Raw genomic sequence first — 21,147 nt, 5'->3', positions numbered from 1 at the left:
AAAAAATGGGTCGCAGAAGTAAAAAGCCTGGAGTCCCGCCTTGCGGCGGACCGAAGGGCTGAGGGCGCAAGAGGCCGTGTGGAAACAGGTGGACGGGGTGGGTGTCATGGGGCAGCCGGCTCCTTGAAAGCGAAGTCCGGGTCCAGCAGATCCGTGCATTCCTCGCAGTAGAGGTAGGCGATGGAGCGCTTGTTCTCCGTCGTCCCCCAGCCGGTGCCGCTGTCGATGGTCAGATTGACCTGGCGGCCGCCCTTGAAGCGCACGACGGCACGGGCACTGCAGCTACCGGTTTCATAGGCATGCGCGTAATTGAACTGGCTGCTGGACTTGGCGTGGCGCAGGAAGTAGCGCGCGCGCTTTTCGTCAATGCGCAGTGAATCGCAATGGATGCGGGGGTCTTCGCTTTTGGCGGTGCCGTCGCGGATCGTGATGCGCTCGATGGCGTTTGCATGCCGTGCACCGGCATCTGCGAAGGCTGGCGTCGAGAGACCCACGCCCAGGGCCATGAAACAGCATTTGGCCTTCATGTCTGCTGCTCCTGCAGGTGGGCGCCCGTGATCACTTCCACCTGGGCCAGGCTGTCGGGCGACAGTTCGCGCAGGATGTCCATGAAGCCCATGCGCATGAAGCGGGCGGCGCGGCGGATGAGCAGGGGGGCGGGGTTSGAGGGCTCGGTGCGCTCCACGAAGGCGGCGATCTCCAGCAACTGGGCAATCGCCTGTTCGCGGTTGCGTGCCGGGGTGTGGGGGGTGCCGGGCGCGGGCTGGGATGCCAGGCCGTCCCCGGTGCCGGCCTGTGCGGCCGGATTGGCTTCGGCGGCCGTGTCGGCGTCGCCCGTGGTCTGGGGCAGCCATTGACCGAGTGCCAGCAGCAGCTGGCGCAGGCCGTCGAGCTCGGGCTGCTGGTGGCTGGGCAGGTGCTGTTCGCAGCAGGTGCGGATCCGGTCGAGTTCCTGCAGCGCAGGGGTGACGGCCAGCAGGGTTTCGTGGCCCTCGGCATGTGCGCGGGCCGAGGCCATGCGCAGCTCGTCGGCGGTCAGGTGCGGCAGGTCCTCGGGCACGTTGCCCTTGGCCATCAGTTCGGCGTCGCGCACGCTGATCTGGCCGAGGGCTCCGCGCAGGAAGTCGGCGTTGCGCAGGTCGCGCACAAAGCCCGTCACGTCCGACAGGGTGCCCAGGGCGTTCATGCGCATGAAGTAGTCGTCGCCGTCCTCGGGCAGGGGGTGGACATGCTCCCAGTGGCGCTCCAGCAGGGCGGCGCACAGCTGCAGGCCCTGCAGCGTGCCGGGCAGGCCGTGCAGGATGGTCCAGGCACGGCACAGCAGCACGGCCACGCGCAGGTCCTTGGTGCGCTGCATCAGGGCCGAGGCCTGGCGCTCCACGTCGCGCCAGTCCGGTGGCTCGGCGGGGATGACGGTGTCGCCGAACTGCTGTTCTACCTTGCCCTGCGCAGCGCTTTCCATGGCCTGGAAATCGTTGTCATAGGTAAGGTCCGGGCCGCAGGGCGGCTCGGCGGCGGTCTCGGTCAGCAGGTCCTGGATATTGGCCATGGGCGGGATTCGATGTGGCTTGGGGTTTGGTGTGCAGGGGCCGTGCGCTCTATGCGGGTTCAGGCGCCCTTGAACAGCCGGGTGAACAGGCGGCGGTGCAGCACTTCGTGCTGGACCACTTCGTCAGGGGCGTGGCGCGGCGTGGCCGAGATCCACCAGACGGAGGTGGTGGAGCCCGGGCGCATGCAGGCGCGCCAGTCCATGCGCGGCAGGCGCGCGGCGTTGCCCTGCGAGGCGCCCATGTCGAGGTCGGCCAGCAGGCTGTGGATGGAGGTGCTGTCCGGCGCGCTGCGCTCCTGCTGGAACGGCCATTGCAGGGTGGCCAGCCGCTCGTCGAGCTGCTGGGCCGACAGGGGCAGGCGCCGCGCGTCGATGAGCGCATCGCGTGCGCCGCTCAGAAAGCGTTCGATGTCCTGGTCCGACGCCGGTATGCCGGAGCTGCCGTCCACCGTGGCCATGATGGCCAGCGGAAAGAGCCTGCCGATGCGGTCGGAGCTGGGGCCGATCACGCCCACCATGGACTGGCCCAGGATGGAGGCAGGGCACAGGAAGAACCACAGCGGCGAGTGCACGAAGCGCGTGGACCAGCCATCGGCCGCATCGCTGCGCAACTGGTCCATGCCGTTGCGCAGCCATTCGTCCCAGCGCATGGTCAGTGCGTGGGGCATGCGCCTGCCGACGAAATCGCCCTGGCTGGGCAGCTTGCCCCACCAGGCGGCGCATGGCCGCTGGACAGTCATGGCGTTCACAGCCGGTCCGGACATTCGAATTCCTCCATGGCCTTGAGCCGGAATGGGTTGAGGACGCTGCTGGTGGTGACTTCCATGCGCAGCTTGCGCCCGTCGATGGTGAAGATGGCCGTGAAGCGCTCGGGCGAGTTGCCCGGCAGGATCTGGGCGCGGTCGAACAGGCGGTGCAGGGCCCAGGGGCCTTCGGTCACGATGCCGGTGTTCTGCGCGCCGGCCGCCGTGATCTGCAGCCGGGCCTGGCCGGTGCCGCGCGTGCCGGGCCAGGAGACGGCCTTGGGGATTTGCGGGCCGTGCTGGTAGCGCACGATCTCGCCGTCCACGTCCAGCACCATCTGGGAGATGGAGGCGTCCATGTCCAGCGGCTTGATCTCCAGCCGGATGCCGGGCGTGTTGCCGCCTGCGCGGAAGAACACGTCGCGGATGGAGGCCGCGCGCTGGAAGGCGGCCAGCGAGGCAGAGCCCCCCACCGGCGTGCCGTCCACACCCTGCTTGAAGGTCCAGGGCACGGTGGAGATGTCCACCATGGTCTGCAGCTGGGTGCGGAAGAACTCGTCCATGGTGCCGCCGGTGGCGAACAGGCGGGCGAAGTCGTCCGTGGTCACGTCGCGCGTGGCGCTGCGCGTGAAGGGGTAGCGGCCCAGGATGGCTCGGCGGCAGAAGTCGCCGATGGTGGCGTTGAGGTTGCCGCCCAGCGTGCTGCGCACGCTGCTTCCCACGAAGGACGAGGTGGAGGTGGCCAGGGCCTCGTACATGCTGTTGAGCGGAGGCGGCACGCGCTTGGCCTCCGAGCGCACCTTCTCCAGCGTGCCGCTCAGCGAGGGAGGCACGCCGCCGCCCTGGATCACCTGCTGGCGCGCCGAGGCGATGACGGCCGCCGCCTCGTTGAGCACCTGCAGGCTGGCGGTGATGGGCGCCGGGCCCGAGCCGTTGCTGGTGGCAAGGCGCCGGTATTCGCGGAAGCGGAAGTCCACGATGTCGGCCTCCAGCGTGCCGGTGGCCAGCATGCCGCCCACGTTCAGCGGCTTGCCGGTCAGGCGGCTGAGCTGTTGCTGTTCCTCGCGGATGCGCTGCAGTTTCTCGCCCAGCCAGCTGCTGGTGCTGCCCGAGCTGCCGCCTTCCTGCTGGTCCGGGCGGCGGGCCAGCGTGGTCTCGCGGGCCACGGCGCGGATGAACTGCTCCAGGCTGGAGTTGGCGGACGAGTACAGGCGGGCCTGCTCGCCGGCCTGCTCCAGCGAGGCCGTGCGTATGGGGCGGATGTCGGCCAGGAAGGTTTCCCACAGGCGCGCGTACTCCATCAGGTACAGGCGCTTGACCTCGTTGGCCAGTTGGCCCGTGAGCACTTCCTGGGCCACGCTGCGCCGGCCTTCGGCCTGGCCCAGCACCCAGGTTTCCTCCTTGGCCAGCAAGGTGGTGACCTTGGGCAGCTCGTGCAGGAAGAGGCCGTGGTAGCCGTCATAGGTGAACAGGCCGCTGATGCCCTGGGTGAGCGGCTTGCCGCTGGCACGCGCAAAGACCTGGGGCGCCTCGGGACCGCTGGCACGCACCACGCTGAAGTCGGGCGGCAGCTTGTCGCCGGTGTTCAGCAGCTGCTTGAGGCGGCTGTAGGCACGCTGGGCGGGCGACATCTGGGCCAGGCGCTGGCGCACCTCGGCGACCAGGTTGGCGTCGATGGGCTGGGCGGAGACCACCACGCGGCCGTCGATGAGGCGGTCGAGGTGCTCGGACAGCTGGTCCACCAGGCCGGCCTGCACCAGATGCTGGGGCAGGGTGTTTTCCCAATCGCTGCGCAGCCAGGCCTTGACGAAGGTGGCGTCGAAGTGGTCGGGCTCGTAGAGCATGAGATAGGCCTTGAGCGTTTCGTAGCTGGCCTCGGGGCTGCCGGTGCTGACCTGGCGCAGCGAGCGCGCGACATGGCTGCTCAGGCGCGGCAGCCAGGCGTCTTCCAGCAGGCGCAGGTAGGTGGCGTGGGCGGCCGTCTGCACCTTGGGCACCTGCAGCAGGCCCCAGCGCCAGCCCAGCGGGGCCGATTCCTCGAAGCGGCTGCTCTGCGCCACGCGCGCCGCGTGGTTGAGCATGGGCACCAGGGCGACCACGTTGTCGGGATCGGTGGCCTTGGATTCCTCCACGGCCTGGCGCAGCGTGCCGGCGTTGTCGGCCACTTCGTTCAGGTAGCGCTGGTTGTTCTCGTAGCTCAGCGTCCAGGCCAGGGCCGCGCCGCCCAGGGCCAGCAGCAGGGCGCACAGGCCGGCGGCCTGCATCAGGCGCAGCTGGCGCTCTTTCTTGGCGTTGCGCCCGGTCAGGCCGGACTCGTTGAACATCACGTCCTTGAACAGCGACTCCAGGAAGTAGCTGCGGCCCTGCTGGGGCACGGCATCGGCCGGCAGGCGGCCGCGCAGCGCAAAGCGGCGCGACAGGGCCGACATCACGCGGTCGAAGGGCATGCCCTCCTGCGTTCCGCTGGTGAAGTAGACGCCGCGCAGCAGCGGCTTTTCCTTGAAGCGCGAGGCGGAGAACGCCGCATCCAGCGTGTCGCGCACCACGTCCTTGAGGCCGGCAAACTGCTGGGGCAGGGCGTAGAGCAGGCTGCGGCGCGCAAGATCGGGCTCGGTCATCAGCCGCTGGGGCAACAGGCGGTTGATCTGGGCGACCAGGGCGTCGAATTCCTCCATGTACAGGGCGCTGGCGGCCTGCGGGTCGCTGGCGGGCGAGCGCTGGGTCTTTTCGTCATAGGGGTAGGTGAAGCCCCAGACCTGGGCGCGCTCCTCGCGGCTCATGGCGCCGAAGAACTCGTTGAAGCCCGCCAGCAGGTCGCTCTTGGTGACCAGCACGTAGACGGGAAAGCGGATGGTCAGCTCCTCGCACAGCTCGCTCAGGCGCAGGCCGATCAGCTGGGCCAGCTGGGCACGCTCGGTATCGCTGCTGCTGAGCAGCTCCTGCACGCTGAGCGTGACGATGACGCCGTTGACCGGCTGGCGTCCGCGAAAGCGCCTGAGCAGCTGCATGAAGCCCTTCCAGGCAGCCTTGTCCTGCTCCGCATCGCTTTCCTGGGTGGTGTAGCGGCCGGCCGTGTCCAGCAGCACGGCCTGGTCGGTGAACCACCAGTCGCAGTTGCGCGTGCCGCCCATGCCGGGGATGGCGCGCTTGCCGAACTGGGCCGCCAGCGGGAAGTCCAGCCCCGAGTTGATCAGGGCCGTGGTCTTGCCCGAACCCGGCGAGCCGATGATCAGGTACCAGGGCAGCTGGTAGATGTAGCGCTTGTTCCAGCGCCCGAACAGGCCGCCTTCGGTCTGGCCGAAGCGGGTCTTGCTCAGCGTGTCCAGGGCTTCCTTGAAGCGGGACTCCAGCTCGGCCACTTCCTCGGAGCCGGCAGCGGGCGTGCCGTCCGCCTCGCGCGGCGAGGTCAGGCGGGACAGGCCGGTCATGAGGTGCTCGTTCATGCGCTGTGCGCGCCACCATTTCAGCAGCAGGCGCAGGAACCAGAGGATGAACAGGCCGGCGATCAACCACCAGCGCACGGTGGGGCTGCCCAGTGGCTGGTAGGGCTGGATGAAGACGAGGGGGCCGACGAACCAGATGAGCAGGCTCAGGGCCACCAGGCCCAGAAGCTCCAGCATGTAGCGGTTGAACAGCCATGAGGCGATGCGACGGATCATGGGGGTCAGTTCCTGGTCTCGGGTGCGGCAGGCAGGGCCTGCAGTTGCTGGTCACGCTGCTGGGGCGCGACCAGCAGGACGATTTCCACCCGCCGGTTCAGCGCCCGGCCTTCGGCCGTGTTGTTGGGGGCGACGGGGTCGCTGTCGGCACGGCCCTCGGCATGCAGGCGCTGGCGGTCGCGCAGCGAGCCGCCCAGCATCTGGGACACGGCCTGGGCGCGCTCCTGCGACAGGTTCCAGTTGGAGGGGAAGCGTGCCGTGCGTATGGGCAGGTTGTCGGTGTAGCCATTAACGATGACCTTGCCCGGCACTTCGTCCAGCGCCGCGGCCACGCGGTGGATGACCTGCACGTAGCGGGGCTTGACGACGGTGGCAGCCGGGTCGAACAGGCCGTCGCCGCGCAGGATGACGGTGCTGCGGTCGGCTTCGTCGCGCACGCTGACCAGGCCTTCGCGGATTTCGGGCTCCAGGAACTGGCGCAGCCGCGGCTTGATGGTGGCCACGGTGGCAGCCGCCGAGGTGCGCGGGAACCGGATCTCGTTGATGGCGGCGAACAGATCATCCGAGCTGTTGGACAGCCGGTAGCTGAACCACAGGTAGATGAAGAACGCCAGCAGCAGCGTGATGGCTGCCGCCACCCACAGCGGCACCATGGCCCAGGGCGGCGAGGCCAGGCGCTGCACGCCGCGCCAGTGCACGGACAGCAGGCTGCTGCGGTCGCCGCGCGTCGATTCGATGAGCTGCAGCAGGCGCGCCTTGAGCGTCTCCAGCTGGGCGCGGCCGTTGTCGATCACGCGGTAGCGGCCTTCGAAGCCCAGCATCACGCAGTAGTACAGCAGCTCGATGAGGTCGATGTGCTGGTGCGGCGTCTGTACCAGCCGGGCCAGCAGCTGGAAGAACTTCTCGCCGCCCCAGGTTTCGTTGTGCAGGGCCACGAGCAGGCTGTAGTGAGGCCAGATACCTGCGCTTCCCCAGGGCGTCTGGGCGGCGGTTTCGTCGAGCACGGTGCAGATGCAGTAGCGTGCGCCGATGATGGTTTCCATGGGCACGCCGCTGGCGCCGGCACGCTGCTCGAACTCGCGTATGTGTTCGAGCAGCAGCTGCTGCAGCGCGCGCGGGTCTTCGTTGGTGACCATGGCGCGGATCTGGGGGATGAGGTTCAGCAGCTGGTTGGCGGCGGCCACCAGCGGGTTGCCGCCGCTGACCACGTCGGGCAGGTTGGAGCGCAGCGGCTCCTGGCCGGCAGGCGCGGTTGCGCCGCTGGCTGCGCCTTCGGCTCGGCCCGCGTCGCCGTCTCTCCCCCAGGGCATTTGGTGGCTGATGTTGGAACTGTTCATGTCGGAAGATGCGTCGCGCCGTCAGCGGCGGATGGCCCAGAACTCCAGCTGCAGGTCGGGGAATTCACCGGAGACGTGCATGGCAAGGCCGCCGGAGCTTTGCAGCTGGTTCCACAGGTCGTGCGTGGTGTCCACCTCGAAATAGTTGTAGCCCGCGTGGTAGGGGATCTCGCGCGGGGCGATGGGCAGCGGCCGCAGCGTGACGCCGGGCAGGTGCAGGTTCACCAGGTCGCGTATGCGCTCCACCGGGCCCAGCTTGGTCTGGGTGGGGAAGTGGGTGCGCAGGAATTCCGGCGTGGTCTGGGCATGGGCGGCCAGCACGAAGTCGCAGGTGGTCAGCAGCTCGGTGGACGGGATCAGCGCCACGCGCACGCCGTACTGGCGGTCGTGCAGCGGGATCTGGATGGCGTTTTGCTCCAGCACCGAGGACAGGCTGCGCCGCAGCTCCAGCATCAGTGGCGGAAAGCTGCGCCGCAGGTCGTCGTGGTCGTAGGCGGGCAGCACCTCGGGGCGGCGGCGCTCGTGGTCGAAGGTGGTCAGCTCGGCGGCCAGACGCAGCAGTTCCTCGAACAGGCGCTCGGGATGGATGCTGCCGGTGCGCACCCAGTGCTGGGCGGCGCCCGTCCAGTGGTTGATGAGCTGCAGCAGCAGGAAGTCGCCGACCTCGCCGATGCCGCCGCGCTCGGGCTGGATCATGCGCTGGGCCAGAACCTCGCCGCGCTGGCGCAGCAGGCCGTGGATTTCCTTGCAGAAGGTGTTGAGCACCGAGCTGGGCCCGTTGTTGACCACGGTGGGAATGAAGCCGGGCTCCAGCAGCACGCCTCCGCTGGCCTGGCGCTCGACCACATGGGCCACGGGCAGGCTGACCCAGCCTTCGGTCAGCTCGTGGGCGGGGCGCAGGCTCAGGCGCAGCCGGCCCAGCTGCACCTCGGCGGGCTGGGCGCCGACGTCGTTGCTGTCCGCCACTTCGGTCACGTCACTGAGATAGCGCGCGGGGCTTTGCGTGCCTTCGCCAAAGGTGACCTCGCTGCCCGACAGGCGGCGCAGCGGCAGGGCCAGGTGCACCACCACGTCCTTGAGGTCCTTGCCGATGTCCAGCGGGGTGGGCGCCTCGTCGTCGCCCGGCAGCTGGAACGGCGTGCCGTCGGGCAGCACGCCGTGTGCCGAGCGTATGCCCAGCTTGCCCATGCGCAGCAGATCGGTGTCCAGCTCCAGTTCCGAGAAGCCCCAGAAAAAGGGCTGTCCCGGCAGGCTGCGCGACTGCAGTTGCCGGAACAGGAAGCGCTCCTGCTGCTGGAAGTGCTGGGGCCGAAGGAACATGCCTTCGGCCCAGATGACTTTGCGTTGCCAGACCATGGTGGATAGATGTGCGTTTATTGGGATGCGGGTTGGATGCGCACGGTGACCTCCTCGCGGGTCAGGTGCACCTGGTAGCGCACGGGCTGCAGCTTTTCGGTGGAGCCCATGCCCCACCAGCGCCTGCGCAGCTCCACGGAGTTGGGCGCGGCGGCCGAGGCGCGCCAGGTGCTGCGCTCCAGATCGCGGTAGGCGGCGAACAGGCCGAAGGCGCGCACATCGGGGTTGCCCTTGCGCTCAATCACCTGGCGCTGGCCGGGCGCGATCAGGAATTCCTCGCGCCGCACGAAGTCGCTGCCCAGCTGGCCGTCGTCCTTGTCCTGCAGGTCGAAGAAGCCGGCGCGGTCGAAGGCGGCGGAGGCGCGCAGCTCGTAGATGCGCAGCAGCACGGGCTTGGGGATGCCTTCGCGGTCGGGGTTGATGTCCATGTCGGCCACCACCTCGAACACGGCGGCGGGCACGGCCGTGGGCGCCACTTCAGGCGCGCGGCTCAGGGGATTGAGGGAGCCGCAGCCGGCCAGGCCGGTCGCCATTGCCGTGCCCAGGCCCAAGGCGCCCAGCGTTTGCAGCGCCTGCCGGCGCGCTTGCGGTACATGCGGTGCATGCGATTTCCACATGGCTTCTCCTGTCTCGATATCAGTCATTGGTGTCACGCGGGCAGATCCACACCGTCAGCGCGCTGAGGTTGTCCTGGTGCGGATTGCCGCTGGATACGACGCGGCCGACCATGCGCTGTATCCATTCGTCGGGGCGCTGGCTCGCGGCCAGCAGCTGCTCCATTTCCGACTCGTGCATGCCTTCCCACAGGCCGTCCGAGCACAGCAAAAAGACATCGCCGGGCTCCAGGGCCACGGCGGCGGAGCGGATGCTGGGCGGCACCTGGCCTTCGGCACCGATGGCGCCGGCCAGGACGTTGCGGTTGGGCAGGCGGCGCGGGTCGTTCTCTTCGTACAGGCCGGCGTGCAGCAGCTGCTGCACCAGGCTGTGGTCTTCGGTGCGCAGGTGCATGCGGCCCGCGCGGAACCAGTACAGGCGCGAGTCGCCCCAGTGCGCCCACAGGGCGCGGCCCTGCCCGGGGTCGATGCATAGCACCACCACGGTGGCGCTCATGTGCATGCGCGAGGCCGAGGTGGACTGCTGGCCGCTGACGCGGTGCTCCGCCTGGGAAATCAGGGAGGCCAGGCTGGCAGGGGCGAACAGCGGGTTCTCCCGGAAGCCCTCCAGCACGGCCTGGACCGTGAGCTGGGCGGCAAGTTCGCCATGCCCGTGCCCGCCAGCCCCATCGGCCAGGGTGCAGCACAGGCCGCCAGCGCCCAGGTCCATCAGGCCCATGGCGTCTTCGTTGCTGGAACGCCTGCCGCTGTGGGATGCGCTGGCCACCTGGATGCTGTAGCGGTGGCCGTCTCCGTCGAGGTAGGCGATCACGGCTGGCCTTTCACGGACTGCTCGGCGTTTTCGTAGGCCTCGACGAAGGTGCGGCCCGAGAAGGCCATCAGATCGTCCTCGGCATGGCGGCGCAGCACGTCGAAGTTGTGCTTGTAGTCGTCCCACAGCGCAGCCTTGCGGCCATTGGTCAGCAGCTTGTCCAGCAGGCCGGGGTTGGTTTCGGTGCGGCGCTCCAGCTCGGTCGGATCGAACCGGGTCAGGGCCTCGGCATAGGCGGCGCGGATGCCGGCCATCAGGGCCAGCTGGTGCACGTGCAGATCCTGGAAGGCGTCCTGCATGGCGGGCAGCGGCTTCATGAAGCCCGGGAAGGTCTGGTGGACCATCTGCATGAGCACGCCCTCGGAATTGGGCAGGAACTTGAGCGGATTGTTGGCGCCCGTGGCAATGATGGTGACGCCGGCACGGAACTCGCGCTTGATCTCGGAGCGCGCCGCCAGCAGGTCGATGGTGCCCTGCACGGCAATGCGCAGGGCTTCGCCGAAGGTGCGCATGAATTCAGGCGTGACCTCGAAATGGGTCTTGGCCGGGTTCAGGCCCGCGCCTTCCATGAAGGCCGTGGCCAGGGCCTGCAGGTCGGCGTGGGCGGCGCTGGCGGCCGGCTGGGGCTGCACCGGAGCATCGACAGGCGCGGCGGTGCAGGGCAGGGTGCCGACGGGAATGGCGGCGGCGCCCTGGCCGAGGATGCTGGAGGCTGCGTTGAAGTGGACGCTGGAGCTGGAGCTGGTGTTGGCGGGAGCGGCGGCAGCGCTTGCGGCAGAAACGATGGCTGGCGCAGCTTGGCCTGCGCCGGACTGGAAGATGTCCAGGTCCAGCCCGTTGGTGGGCAGCAGTCCGTCGAGCACGACGGGCTGGGCGGGGATTTCGGGGGCCGTCGCGGCAGCGGGGGCCGTGGCCATCGGTGCAGCAACTGGTGCAGTGGCAGGTAAGGGAGCTGGTACGGCAACTGGTACGGCAGTTGGTGCGGCCTGAACCTGTACAGGTTGCTGTGTCTGCGCCGCAGGCGCCAATGACTGCTCCAGGCCGGCCGGCTGGGCCGGCGCCGCTGGCTGCGCAGGCGGCTGCATGCGCGGCAGGTTGAAGGCCTGGCCCAGCTCGGAGCCCCGGCCCGATGCCTGTTGCAGCGGCGCTGCGTCGGCGGGCAGGCCGCCCTGGTCGAACAGCGCGAGCGGATCGAGCTTTTGCGATGCCTCGAAGCACGAAGGCAGGCCGGTATGGGAGGCGTCATGCAGTGCCTCGGTGCTCAGGCCCTTGAGGGGAAGCGTTTGGACCATGCCGTCATGGCGCTGCTGAATCAGCTCGCCCTTGCCTTGCGAGGGCAGGCCGGCCCAGCCTTCTTCCTGCTGCCGAGCCTGCTCGGGCGGCGGTGCAAAGGGGTCGAAATCATTGGGAATCAGCAGCGGGCGGTGCTGCGGCCTGGCCGGCTGCGGCATCGCCATGGCCGTTTGCTCGGGGGGGATTGCACTCTCGGCAGAAGGCGCAGGCGGGGTCTGGATGTCATCCAGGCTCAGCGCCGTCAGGCCTTCCCAGGGATCGGCGATGCCGGCGGCGGCTGGAGGCAGAACGTCTGCCAGTGGCGCAGCTTCTGCCGGCCCCGTTGCTTGCGGCTGCAGCGGGCTGTCAACTGCGAGGGGCTGCTGGATCGGTGGCTGCGGGATTACCGTGACCGGCGAGGGAACCGATGGCGTTGAGGGTGCTGAGGGCGCAGAAGGTGCTGAGGGCGTCACAGCCGCTGCAAATGCTGCGCTGGCAGGCGCCGGCACGGCTGCACCGGGCGAGGCCGGTGCCTCGAAAGGGGTGCCCGGCGCCACGGCGGCCAGGGTGTAGGCGCCGATGCGGATGCGCGCGCCCAGTGTCAGGGCCACTTCCTGGCCCGAGCGCACGGGCTGGTCTGCCACCCAGATGGGATCACGCTCGCTCAGGTTCGCAACAAAGGCTCCCTCGGAATCGAGCCTGACCATGGCGTGCACGCGCGCCACGGAAGCGTCCGGATCCGAGATGATGAGCTTGTTCTGGCCACTGCGTCCGATCGTGCCACCTGCCATGCCGAATACGGCATGCCAGTGGCGGTCGACCGCAACGCCATCGTGGTCCACGACCCTGAGTTCGATTTTGTCCATGGAGTCTTAGGCTAGGCAGTTTTCAGGAAGCGTCGGGGGCCTCGGCAGGCCTCAGGAGGCCTTGCGCGCGGGCGCCGGGCGCTTGTTGCGCAGCGCGGCGCGGGCATTGTTGAATTCCCGGCCCCAGGTGGGATGGCCCTTTTCGGCCTCGGTCAGCTGGAAGGTGGGGTCCAGGGCCAGGGCCATGTCGAAGTGCTGCCGGCAGGGCTTGCGGCGGCCTTCCACGCAGTGGCTGAAGGCGATGTACTTGAGCGCCTTGACCTGGCTGCTCATCGGCAGCTCCTGCGCGGTGGACAGGGGCGTCAGGGCCGTGATGGCATCCTCGTAGCGGCCATCCACGTAGAGCTGGATGGCCTCGACCAGCTCCTGCTCCTTGATCACCACCGGGTCCACGGGCTTGACGGGCTCGACAGGCGCCTGCACCACGGGCGGTGCTGGCTCGGGCTCCACCGGCTTGGGTGCGGTTTCGCAGGCGGCCAGCCCGAAGGCAACGGCAAGGGCAAGGGTCAGGCGCTGGAGGGAGTGAGGGATATGCATGGACATGGTCATCGGGCATCAAAGTCATGGGAAAGGGTCACCGACTGGCCGTCGGTGATGCGGATCACCTGCCGATAGCTCTCGAAGCCGGGGTTGCGCAGTTCCACCGTGTGGGAGCCTGGCGCCAGCTTGAGCAGCACGACGGGAGGGGTGACGCCGGACGGCTTGCCGTTGATCAGCACGTTGGCCCAGGGGCTGACCCTCAGGCGCAGGTTGTGATCTGTCCGTGGCGTCTCAGGCCGTGCGGCCAGTGCGGCGGAGCGCACCGGGGCCGAGCCCGATGTCAGTGCGGTGATCGATGTGATCACGCGGCTGTTCAGTGCAAAGCCGCCGGCCGTGGGCGCTGCGGTTGCCACGCGCAGCCGTTGGGCGGCAGGGCAGCGCTGGGTCCAGCGTTCCTGGGCGCGGCTGTAGGCGTCCCGCCACGGCGTACCCGTGGTCTCGTAGGCCTGCAGCGCAAAGCCGGGGTGGGCGGCGAACGCGGCGTCGAAGGCGGCCTCGCAGCGCGCCCATTCCTTGTGCGTGCAATAGGTGTAGGCCAGGTACTTGTGGGCGGAGGCCCGCTCCATGGGATCCGCCAGCCCGCCAAACAGCGCAGCCTGCAGCGCACGCTCGGCCTGGGCCAGGTCGCGCGCCTCGAACAGCGCAATGCCCTGCGCCAGCTGCGGGCGTCCTGCCGAGCCGGTTTGGGCCGGCGCGGCCTCCTCGCATGCCGCCTGGGAATGCGCCAGGCAGGGCAGGCCGAGCACTGCAGTGCACAGCATCCATCGCCAGCGGTGGTTCATCAGTCGAGCCATGCGCCGCGCTCATTCGAAAAGATGGTTCACGGTCACCGACTCGCCCTTGGTGACCGTGATGGTCTTGGTCACCGTAGAGGCCGCACCCGGGTTGCTGATGTCGATGCGGTACTCGCCCTCCGGCAACTCCATCTGGGTCAGCGGCGGGCTGGTCCGTGCCGGGGCGCGGTTCACGGAGACATAGCCCCAGGGCACGACCCGGAACACCACCTTGCCTGTGGCCGCTGCGGGCTTGGCGGGGCGGGCTTCGGTCTTGGGCGGCTCGGTGGGCAACGGCTCGGGCACCGCGGCCACCGTGACGGGGGCGACGGGCGCGCCCTGCTCGGGCTGGGAAGGGGGGAGTTCAGCCAGCGCGGCCTGCTCCGGCGGGGACATCGGCTGCACCTGCTCCGTGGAGGCCAGCGAGGCCTCGTTGAGCAACTGCTTGAGCAGCGCCTGGGCCTCGGTGCGGTGCTGTCCTTCGGGGAAGCTGTCCAGGTAGTCCTGCAGGCGGGCCAGGCTGGACTGGCTTTGCGCCTGCTGCCATGCCAGGCTGTCGCGTGCTGCCAGGGTCTTGGCACGGGCCTGGTCCTGGGAATGGTCGTACCACAGCACGCCGCCGCCCGCGATGGCCGCCAGCACCAGGGCGCCGATGGCCATCGGCACGGCCATGCTGCTGCGCCTGGCCTTGGGCACTGCCTGGACGGCAGCGGCCGGAGGCTGCACCCCTGCGGGCGCGCCCTGAACGGCGGGTGCGGAGGCGGGCTGTTGGGATGCAGGCGCCTGCGCCTGAACCGGGGGCTGCGCAGGCTGAGCGGGGGGCAGTGCCTGGTCGATGTCGATGTACGGACCGTTGTCCAGGTCCATGGGATCGGCGGCAGATGCCTGAGGCGTCATCTGGGGCGCGGCTGCGGCTGCAGATGGCTGGACAGGGCCGCCTGTTGCCAAACCCCCAGGCGCGGTGGGAGCGGGCGGCACCGGTGCGACTGTGGCGACAGGAGGGACCGATGCAACAGATGCAACAGGCGGGACCGCAGGCACGGGCATGACCGCGGCCGCGGGCGCTGCCTGCGGCGCTGCTGCAGGAACGAAGATTTCCGTGATCGGCACGAAGCGCGGCGCCTGCACGGCTGCCGACTGGGTGGCCATGGCGGCCTGTACGGACGCAGGCGGCGTGATCGGGATGTAGATGGGGCTGGGCTCCCCCGGCGCAGGCGCTGCCCGGGCGTCGGTGGACAGGCCCAGCAGGCTGCGCAGCTCGGCAATGGATTGGGGGCGGTCCTGGGGGCGAACGGCCAGCGCCCTTTGCATGCCCTGCAGAAAAGCGTCGGAGTAGCCCGGTACCTGTTCGGAGGTCAGCGGCTGCATGGGATCGGTGACCATGCGCGCGACCGAGGTGGCCGGGATGCGGCCCGTGGCGGCCTGGTGGATCAGTGCGCCGACCTGGTAGATGTCCGTCCACGCGCCCTGGGGCATGGCGCCGTCGTCCACGTATTGCTCGATGGGCGCAAAACCGGGCTTGAGCACCATGGTCAGCGCCTGGGTCATGTCGCCGATGATGCGGCGCGCGGCGCCGAAATCCAGCAGCACGGGGCTGCCATCGCGCTGCACGAAGATGTTGTCCGGCGCGATGTCGCGGTGGAAGCAGTCTTGCGCATGCAGCACTTCCAGCACGTCCAGCAAGGGGATCAGCAGCGCGCTGAGCCCGGCCTGATCCATGCGGCCGGACGATGCCTTCAGCACCTGGCCCAGCGTCTGGCCCTCGTAGTGGCGCATCACCATGTAGGCCGTGCCGCCGGCTTCGAAGAAGCGGTAGACATGCACCAGGGTGGGGTGGGAGAAGCGCGCCAGCAGGCGGGCCTCGTTGATGAAGCTGCGCAGCCCGGCGTCGAACGCGCCACGGTGCTGCGAGCGCACATGCACCTGATGGGAGCTTTGCCGACCGGCCAGTGCCGAAGGCATGTACTCCTTGATCGCGACCTCGCGGTCCAGCGAGAGGTCACGGGCCTTGTAGACGATGCCGAAACCGCCTTCGCCGATGACATCGAGCACGCGGTATTCGCCAATCTGGACACCTGCCGGAAGGCAGTTGGTCGAACATGCTGCTTCGCTATCCATGCAATCCCACCCAAGATGTTGTTTCACACGCTGGCGGGCGAGGTCTGTCGCAGTGCCAGGGTGCCGAATCTGTTCGAGGCCATTGGACAAGCACAAAGCCGGCATCGCACCGGCAATCTGTCTATGCAACCGCTGGTTTTCCTCGATCAGCCAATTGTCTGAAGCCGGGGGCCAAAGACGAACGTCATGGACTCGTCATGAATACAAGATCGTATTTCAATCGGACTCCGAATGCGGCGTGAGTGTAGCTTGAGTTCTGCAAAAAGCCATGACACGTATCGAATGGATAAGCGATGGATACATTTTTTTTCAGATGTATCGGCCGTAACAATTCAGTCGGGCCAATTGTTTGTATTTTTCCGATCTTATCCACTATCATCGCGGCTCCAACAAAGGAGGGCGGTTCACGACAGTGAGGATTGCAGGCGATTGTCAATACATTCCTTGACCATCCAGGGTATGCGCCGCACTGATCTGAATCACATGTTCAGTGAATCGGTTTCGTGCGCTCTGCCCGGGAGTGGTTTTCCCCTTTGTTCGCGTGTGAACCATCCGATGCAGTCGGTCTATTGGGTTGCATGCGAACGTTTAATCCATTAATTCGAGAGGTGTGCAATGTCCGTTGATATGTTCATGAAGGTCGAGGGCGCCAGTGGCGAATCCCAGGATTCCAACCACAAGGGCTGGACCGACATCGACTCCTTCACCTGGGGCGCGACCCAGCCCAACACCATGGCCAGCGGCGGCGGTGCCGGCGCCGGCAAGGTGAGCTTCCATGACCTGAACGTCATCGCCAAGGTGGACAAGTGCTACCCCGCCGTGCTCAAGCACTGCGCCACGGGCAAGCACCTGGGCCAGGTCGACATCTCGCTGTGCAAGGCCGGCGGCTCGCAGATCGAGTTCACCAAGATCACCCTGACCGACGTCATGGTGACGAACGTGACCGTCAGCGGCGCCAACTCCTCTGACACCGTGACTGTCAACTACTCGTTCCAGGCTGCCAAGGTCAAGACCCAGTACTGGGAGCAGACCAACCAGGGCGGCAAGGGCGCCGAGAGCCAGATGGGCTTCAACATCAAGGAAAACCGCGAAGCCTGAGTCTTCTTGCGCAGGCTTGCTGCTGCGGCAAACCCGCGTCGGATGCATCCGGCGTGGGTTTGCCGTGGATGCGCGGGAATATGGCCTCCATCCATCGATGGAGGCTTTCCAGTATGGAAAGCTGGAATCGAGCGGTGGATGGAATATCGGGCAGGACGTGCCTTGTCTCTGCACGCGCAAGGCCGCTGCTAGCAGATTCACATGTCAGTTCCTTGACAGAAAGCCGCCTTCCATTCCTGTCAGAGGCTGAATGCCTCAATATCTTGCAATATTTAACAAATACACAAACCCATGGCCGCAGGCATGGGGAAATTGATGTGCTCGTTGCACCAGGTGTGTGCAGAAACTCTCTGAAAAAATGGATTGGCGCAAATATGCGCAGGATTACCGCGAGTGGGTTCCTGTTGGTGTTGGTCCAGTCACTTTGAATGCCTGGTGCCGGGGGCTGCCAAACGCTGTGGTGCGTATGGCCTTTGCGGCGGCAAGTCGCGGAGCATACACGAAGATCGGCCGTTGTCGAGGATATTCTTGTAGGTCCAATTATTAAAACGCAATTCGTTTCTTTAATAAATCCCACTGCCAACTTGTGTACAAGAAAGAGTACTAAATGCGTGAATGGACCATTGCCCATTGCCTGATCGCAAATCAGGCAATGGTATTGCTGCTACGGTCGGCGTATACCCTGTCTTCGGCCATGCGCGAGTCCGGTGTCGAAGGCAAGGCCTGGCCCTTCTTCAGGGCTCCGGGCATGTCGTTGCCAGCCCCTGGCGGCGGCCAGCGGCAAGGCCTGCGTGCTCCAGCAGGCGTGGCAGTCGCATGAGCATCGCGGTTGTTTCCTCGCCGGTGTGCGAGACGCGCCAGGGGCCTGCAAGCAGCGCGCATTCGCTGGCTGCGCAGATCTACGCCTGCCTGAAGAACGACATCTTCGATTTCCGTCTGCTGCCTGGCGACCGTTTCAGCGAAGGCGAGATCGCCACGCGCATGCAGGTCAGCCGCACGCCCGTGCGCCAGGCGCTGTTCTGGTTGCAGCGCGACGGCTATGTGGATGTGCACTTCAAGAGCGGATGGCAGATCAAGGCCTTCGACTTCAAGTACTTCGAGGATCTGTACGAGGTGCGCACCCTGATGGAGACCAGCGCCGTGGCCAGCCTGGTGGGCGAATCGCTGCAGTCATTGCAGCCGCTGCGCGAAGTCTGGTGCGTGCCCGAGGAGCAGCGCGAGACCGACCCCGCCGTCGTGGCCTCGCTGGACGAGGCCTTCCATACCGGCCTGGTGGCCGCGACCGGCAATCAGGAGATGGCGCGCATCCACCTGGACATTACAGAGCGCATCCGCATCATCCGCCGCCTGGATGTGATCAAGCTGCCGCGCGTCTCGGCAACCTATGACGACCATGCCGCCATTCTTGCCGCCATCGAGGCCGGCGATGCCGCGCTGGCCCAGTCCTGCCTGAAGCAGCACATCGCCGACAGCCGTGCCGAGGTCAAGCGCATCACCTTCTACATGCTGCAGACGGCGCGCGAGCGCTACGGAGCCCTGCAGCAGACGGCTTGATGGTCGGGATGTGTGGAACGGGCCTCTTCGGAGGCCCTTTTTCATGGGCGCACGGGCCGCTGGGCGAAGGCGGGCGTGCATCCGGCCCGGCAAAGGCTGCAAGTCGCGGGTAAGCGGCCCGCTTATCCCTGCATTGCGGCGGCGGCGTCCCGGTAGTCTCCCTGCCAAACCGTGGACGGGCCCTGCGCCCGCACCATCCGCAAACTTACAGGGAAGAGAACATGAGCATCAGAACCGACAACCTGAATGTGCAAAGCCTGTTGGCCCGAGCCCAGTCCAGGCTCAACAGCAGCACCACGGCGCAGACGGCTTCGGACTCGGCCATCAAGAAGAGCGATGCGCAGGCCGGCGCCACGAAGACGGACAGCACCAAGACGGAGACCACCGAAGCGGAGAAAGTCCGCAAGCTGGCGCCTTCGCTGTCCAAGGCGCACGAGCGCATTGCGGCCCAGGCCCAGGCGGGCTCTACCTCGCTGTCGGCGCTGGGGCAGTTCAAGTCGTCCCTGGTGGATCTGGCCACGGCGGGCAAGGAGATGGCGGCCCTCACGGCGACCAGCACCACCCAGTCGGTCCAAGGTGCGCTGGAAAAGCTGGTGGCGCGCTACAACGCCAGCGCGGCCAAGGGCAATGCCAGCGCGGCCGCCGGCTCCACCACCGATGTGGGTGCCACCCGCGCGCTGCGCGAGTTGCGTGCGGCCATCATGAGTGTCACGGGCAGCGCGACTTCGCCCAGCCTGGCCAGGATCGGCATCGTCCAGCGCCAGGACGGCACGCTGGCGGTGGACGCCAAGGCCCTGGAAAAGTCCATGGCCACAGATCCCGCAGGCGTGACCTCGGCCCTGGCCGGCATTGGCAAGGCGGTGGAAAACAGCGCCAACGATGCACTGTCCACGGGCAGCCGGCTGAGTTCGTCCATGGCAAGCCTGGGCGACCGGGTCAAGGCGCTGCAGCAGCAGCAAAGCGCCGTGGTGGCGACGGCCGAGAAGCTCGGCGATTCCCTGGTCGGCTCGGCCAACTGGAATCGCATGGTGCTGGACGCCTACCTCAAGAACTAGTTTTTGCCGCGTTTCCGTCCCGCATCCTGTTTCCCCATCATGAAAAATCTGCGCATAGGCCTTCGTCTCGGAGGCGGTTTCACCATTCTTTTGCTGATCATGCTGCTCATCAGTGTCACCAGCATCGTCAGCATGGGGCACATGGCCCGCTCGACCACGGAAATCACCGAGGTGGCCCTGGCCAAGGAGCGGATGATCAGCGACTGGTTCCGCAACATCCACTCGGGTTCGCGCCGCACCACGGCCATTGCCAAGAGCAGCGATCCCTCGCTGGCCACCTTCTTCGCCGAAGACGCAGCCGAGTCCTCGCGCCAGTCCAGCAAGCTGCAGGACCGCATCGAGCCGCTGCTGCAGACCCAGGAGGAAAAGGACATCTGGGTCGAGATCAAGAAGGCGCGCGCCGGCTATCTGGCGGGCCGCGACGTGGTGACCAAGGCTAAGGCCGAGGGCCGCGCCGAAGACGCCGAGCGCCTGTTCACCCAGCAATACCAGCCCGCCACGCAGCGCTATATCGACATGGTCCAGCGCCTGCTGGACATGCAGCGCGCGGCCATCGACAGCTCCGCCGCCGATGTGCTGGTGCGCTTCTCGGCCAGCCGAGCCGCCATCATCACGGTGGTCTCGCTGGCCTTTGTGCTGGGCGCGCTGGCCGCCTGGTGGATCACGCGCGGCATCACCAGGCCGCTGGCCGAGGCCCTGCGCGTGGCGCGCACCGTGGCCAACAACGACCTGACCAGCCGCATCACCGTCGATTCGCGCGATGAAACGGGCCAGTTGCTGCAGGCGCTGCGCCAGATGAACGACAACCTGGCCCAGGTCGTGGGGCAGGTGCGCTCGGGTGCCGACAGCATTGCCACGGCTTCGGGCGAGATCGACGCGGGCAACCAGGACCTGTCCTCGCGCACCGAGCAGCAGGCCAGCTCGCTGGAGCAGACGGCCGCTGCCATGGAGGAGCTGACCAGCACGGTCAAGCAGAACGCAGAGAACGCGCGCCAGGCCAATCAGCTGGCCGCTTCGGCGTCGCAGACAGCCGTGCAGGGCGGCAAGGTGGTGGCGGGCGTGGTGGACACCATGGGCGGCATCAGCGAGTCCAGCCGCAAGATTGCCGACATCATCGGCGTGATCGACTCCATTGCCTTCCAGACCAACATCCTGGCGCTGAACGCCGCCGTGGAAGCGGCGCGCGCCGGCGAGCAGGGCCGCGGCTTTGCCGTGGTGGCCGGTGAGGTGCGCGCGCTGGCGCAGCGCAGCGCCTCGGCGGCCAAGGACATCAAGGACCTGATTGCCGACTCGGTCTCCAAGGTGGAGGCGGGCACGCGCCAGGTGGCCGAGGCCGGACGCACCATGGACGGCATCGTGCAAAGCGTGCAGCAGGTCAGCGACCTGGTCGCCGAGATCACCGCCGCCAGCCAGGAGCAGAGCAGCGGCATCAACCAGGTGCACCAGGCGATTTCGCAGATGGACACGGTGACACAGCAGAATGCGGCGCTGGTCGAGGAGGCGGCCGCTGCAACCGGCTCGCTCAAATCCCAGGTGCACCAGCTGGCCGCTGCAGTGAGCGTATTCCGTATCGAGGGCGTGGCGTCCGCTCGTCCGGCGGTGGCCCCAGCCCCGGCCCCTGCCGGGCGTGCACAGCCTGCGGCAGCGCAGATGCGCGCTCCTGCCAGGCCGCTGGCCGCGCCTGCGGCGTCCCCGGGCGCACCCGCCGCCAAGCCTGCAGCCGCCAAGCTGCCGGCCTCCCGGCAGTCCGTGCCTGCCACTGGCAAGGACGATGGGGACTGGACCTCGTTCTGAGCCCGGCC

General features: G+C 67.5%; 17 protein-coding genes. 5 read left to right on the top strand and 12 right to left on the bottom strand.

What is annotated here, in order from left to right; all coding sequences use genetic code 11:
- Positions 1-104 precede the first annotated feature (104 nt).
- The 12 genes from GRX31_RS13170 to GRX31_RS13115 are packed head-to-tail and all read right to left on the bottom strand — an operon-like array spanning position 105 to position 15,638.
- Positions 105-527 (bottom strand): hypothetical protein, encoded by a 423-nt coding sequence (locus GRX31_RS13170; protein WP_016446989.1) that lies wholly within the window; start codon positions 525-527, stop codon positions 105-107.
- Complete coding sequence (tssA, locus tag GRX31_RS13165; RefSeq protein ID WP_160853092.1) at positions 524-1,549, bottom strand: type VI secretion system protein TssA; 1,026 nt, start codon at positions 1,547-1,549, stop codon at positions 524-526. The genes GRX31_RS13170 and tssA overlap by 4 nt, the downstream gene beginning before the upstream one ends.
- A gap of 59 nt (positions 1,550-1,608) precedes the next feature.
- Positions 1,609-2,313: a type VI secretion system-associated protein TagF gene (gene tagF, locus GRX31_RS13160; protein ID WP_016453379.1), complete on the bottom strand. Its 705-nt coding sequence runs from the start codon at positions 2,311-2,313 to the stop codon at positions 1,609-1,611.
- The gene (tssM, locus tag GRX31_RS13155) at positions 2,295-5,951 is read right to left on the bottom strand and encodes a type VI secretion system membrane subunit TssM (RefSeq protein WP_133073232.1); all 3,657 of its coding nucleotides are present in this window, start codon (positions 5,949-5,951) and stop codon (positions 2,295-2,297) included. The genes tagF and tssM overlap by 19 nt, the downstream gene beginning before the upstream one ends.
- Before the next feature lie 5 nt (positions 5,952-5,956).
- The gene (locus GRX31_RS13150; RefSeq protein ID WP_043790650.1) at positions 5,957-7,288 is read right to left on the bottom strand and encodes a DotU family type VI secretion system protein; all 1,332 of its coding nucleotides are present in this window, start codon (positions 7,286-7,288) and stop codon (positions 5,957-5,959) included.
- Between the two features lie 21 nt (positions 7,289-7,309).
- On the bottom strand, positions 7,310-8,644 hold the full coding sequence (gene tssK / locus GRX31_RS13145) for a type VI secretion system baseplate subunit TssK (protein ID WP_016453380.1): 1,335 nt from the start codon (positions 8,642-8,644) through the stop codon (positions 7,310-7,312).
- 17 nt (positions 8,645-8,661) lie between these two features.
- Positions 8,662-9,261: a type VI secretion system lipoprotein TssJ gene (gene tssJ, locus GRX31_RS13140; protein ID WP_016446983.1), complete on the bottom strand. Its 600-nt coding sequence runs from the start codon at positions 9,259-9,261 to the stop codon at positions 8,662-8,664.
- Positions 9,262-9,280: 19 nt separating this feature from the next.
- Positions 9,281-10,069 (bottom strand): PP2C family protein-serine/threonine phosphatase, encoded by a 789-nt coding sequence (locus GRX31_RS13135; protein WP_046240040.1) that lies wholly within the window; start codon positions 10,067-10,069, stop codon positions 9,281-9,283.
- Positions 10,066-12,207: a type VI secretion system-associated FHA domain protein TagH gene (gene tagH, locus GRX31_RS13130; protein ID WP_160853090.1), complete on the bottom strand. Its 2,142-nt coding sequence runs from the start codon at positions 12,205-12,207 to the stop codon at positions 10,066-10,068. The genes GRX31_RS13135 and tagH overlap by 4 nt, the downstream gene beginning before the upstream one ends.
- Positions 12,208-12,258: 51 nt before the next feature.
- Positions 12,259-12,744: a TssQ family T6SS-associated lipoprotein gene (locus GRX31_RS13125; RefSeq protein WP_223275220.1), complete on the bottom strand. Its 486-nt coding sequence runs from the start codon at positions 12,742-12,744 to the stop codon at positions 12,259-12,261.
- Between the two features lie 8 nt (positions 12,745-12,752).
- Positions 12,753-13,541, bottom strand: coding sequence for a PEGA domain-containing protein (locus GRX31_RS13120; protein ID WP_016446979.1), 789 nt, complete (start codon positions 13,539-13,541; stop codon positions 12,753-12,755).
- Positions 13,542-13,550: 9 nt separating this feature from the next.
- Positions 13,551-15,638: a serine/threonine-protein kinase gene (locus GRX31_RS13115; protein WP_160853088.1), complete on the bottom strand. Its 2,088-nt coding sequence runs from the start codon at positions 15,636-15,638 to the stop codon at positions 13,551-13,553.
- A 615-nt stretch (positions 15,639-16,253) separates the two neighbouring features.
- Here GRX31_RS13115 and GRX31_RS13110 point away from each other — a divergent pair.
- The 5 genes from GRX31_RS13110 (at position 16,254) to GRX31_RS13090 (ending at position 21,139) form a co-directional block, all read left to right on the top strand.
- A complete protein-coding gene (locus GRX31_RS13110) occupies positions 16,254-16,736 on the top strand; it encodes an Hcp family type VI secretion system effector (protein WP_016446977.1) in 483 nt (160 codons plus the stop codon).
- A gap of 607 nt (positions 16,737-17,343) precedes the next feature.
- Positions 17,344-17,556 carry a hypothetical protein gene (locus GRX31_RS13105; protein WP_126311363.1) on the top strand — a complete coding sequence of 71 codons (213 nt, stop codon included), beginning with the start codon at positions 17,344-17,346 and terminating at the stop codon, positions 17,554-17,556.
- Positions 17,553-18,290, top strand: a complete 738-nt coding sequence (locus tag GRX31_RS13100) for a GntR family transcriptional regulator (RefSeq protein WP_016453385.1) — start codon at positions 17,553-17,555, stop codon at positions 18,288-18,290. The genes GRX31_RS13105 and GRX31_RS13100 overlap by 4 nt, the downstream gene beginning before the upstream one ends.
- Positions 18,291-18,511: 221 nt before the next feature.
- Entirely contained in the window at positions 18,512-19,345 is an 834-nt protein-coding gene (fliD, locus tag GRX31_RS13095) for a flagellar filament capping protein FliD (RefSeq protein WP_017407064.1), read from the top strand.
- 39 nt (positions 19,346-19,384) lie between these two features.
- Positions 19,385-21,139, top strand: coding sequence for a methyl-accepting chemotaxis protein (locus GRX31_RS13090; protein ID WP_160853086.1), 1,755 nt, complete (start codon positions 19,385-19,387; stop codon positions 21,137-21,139).
- The last annotated feature ends 8 nt before the right edge of the window (positions 21,140-21,147 follow it).

The sequence above is a fragment of the Delftia sp. CH05 genome (genome assembly GCF_009827015.1).
GTDB classification, from domain to species: domain Bacteria; phylum Pseudomonadota; class Gammaproteobacteria; order Burkholderiales; family Burkholderiaceae_C; genus Comamonas; species Comamonas tsuruhatensis.
This window is presented reverse-complemented; position numbering and strand designations above follow the sequence as displayed.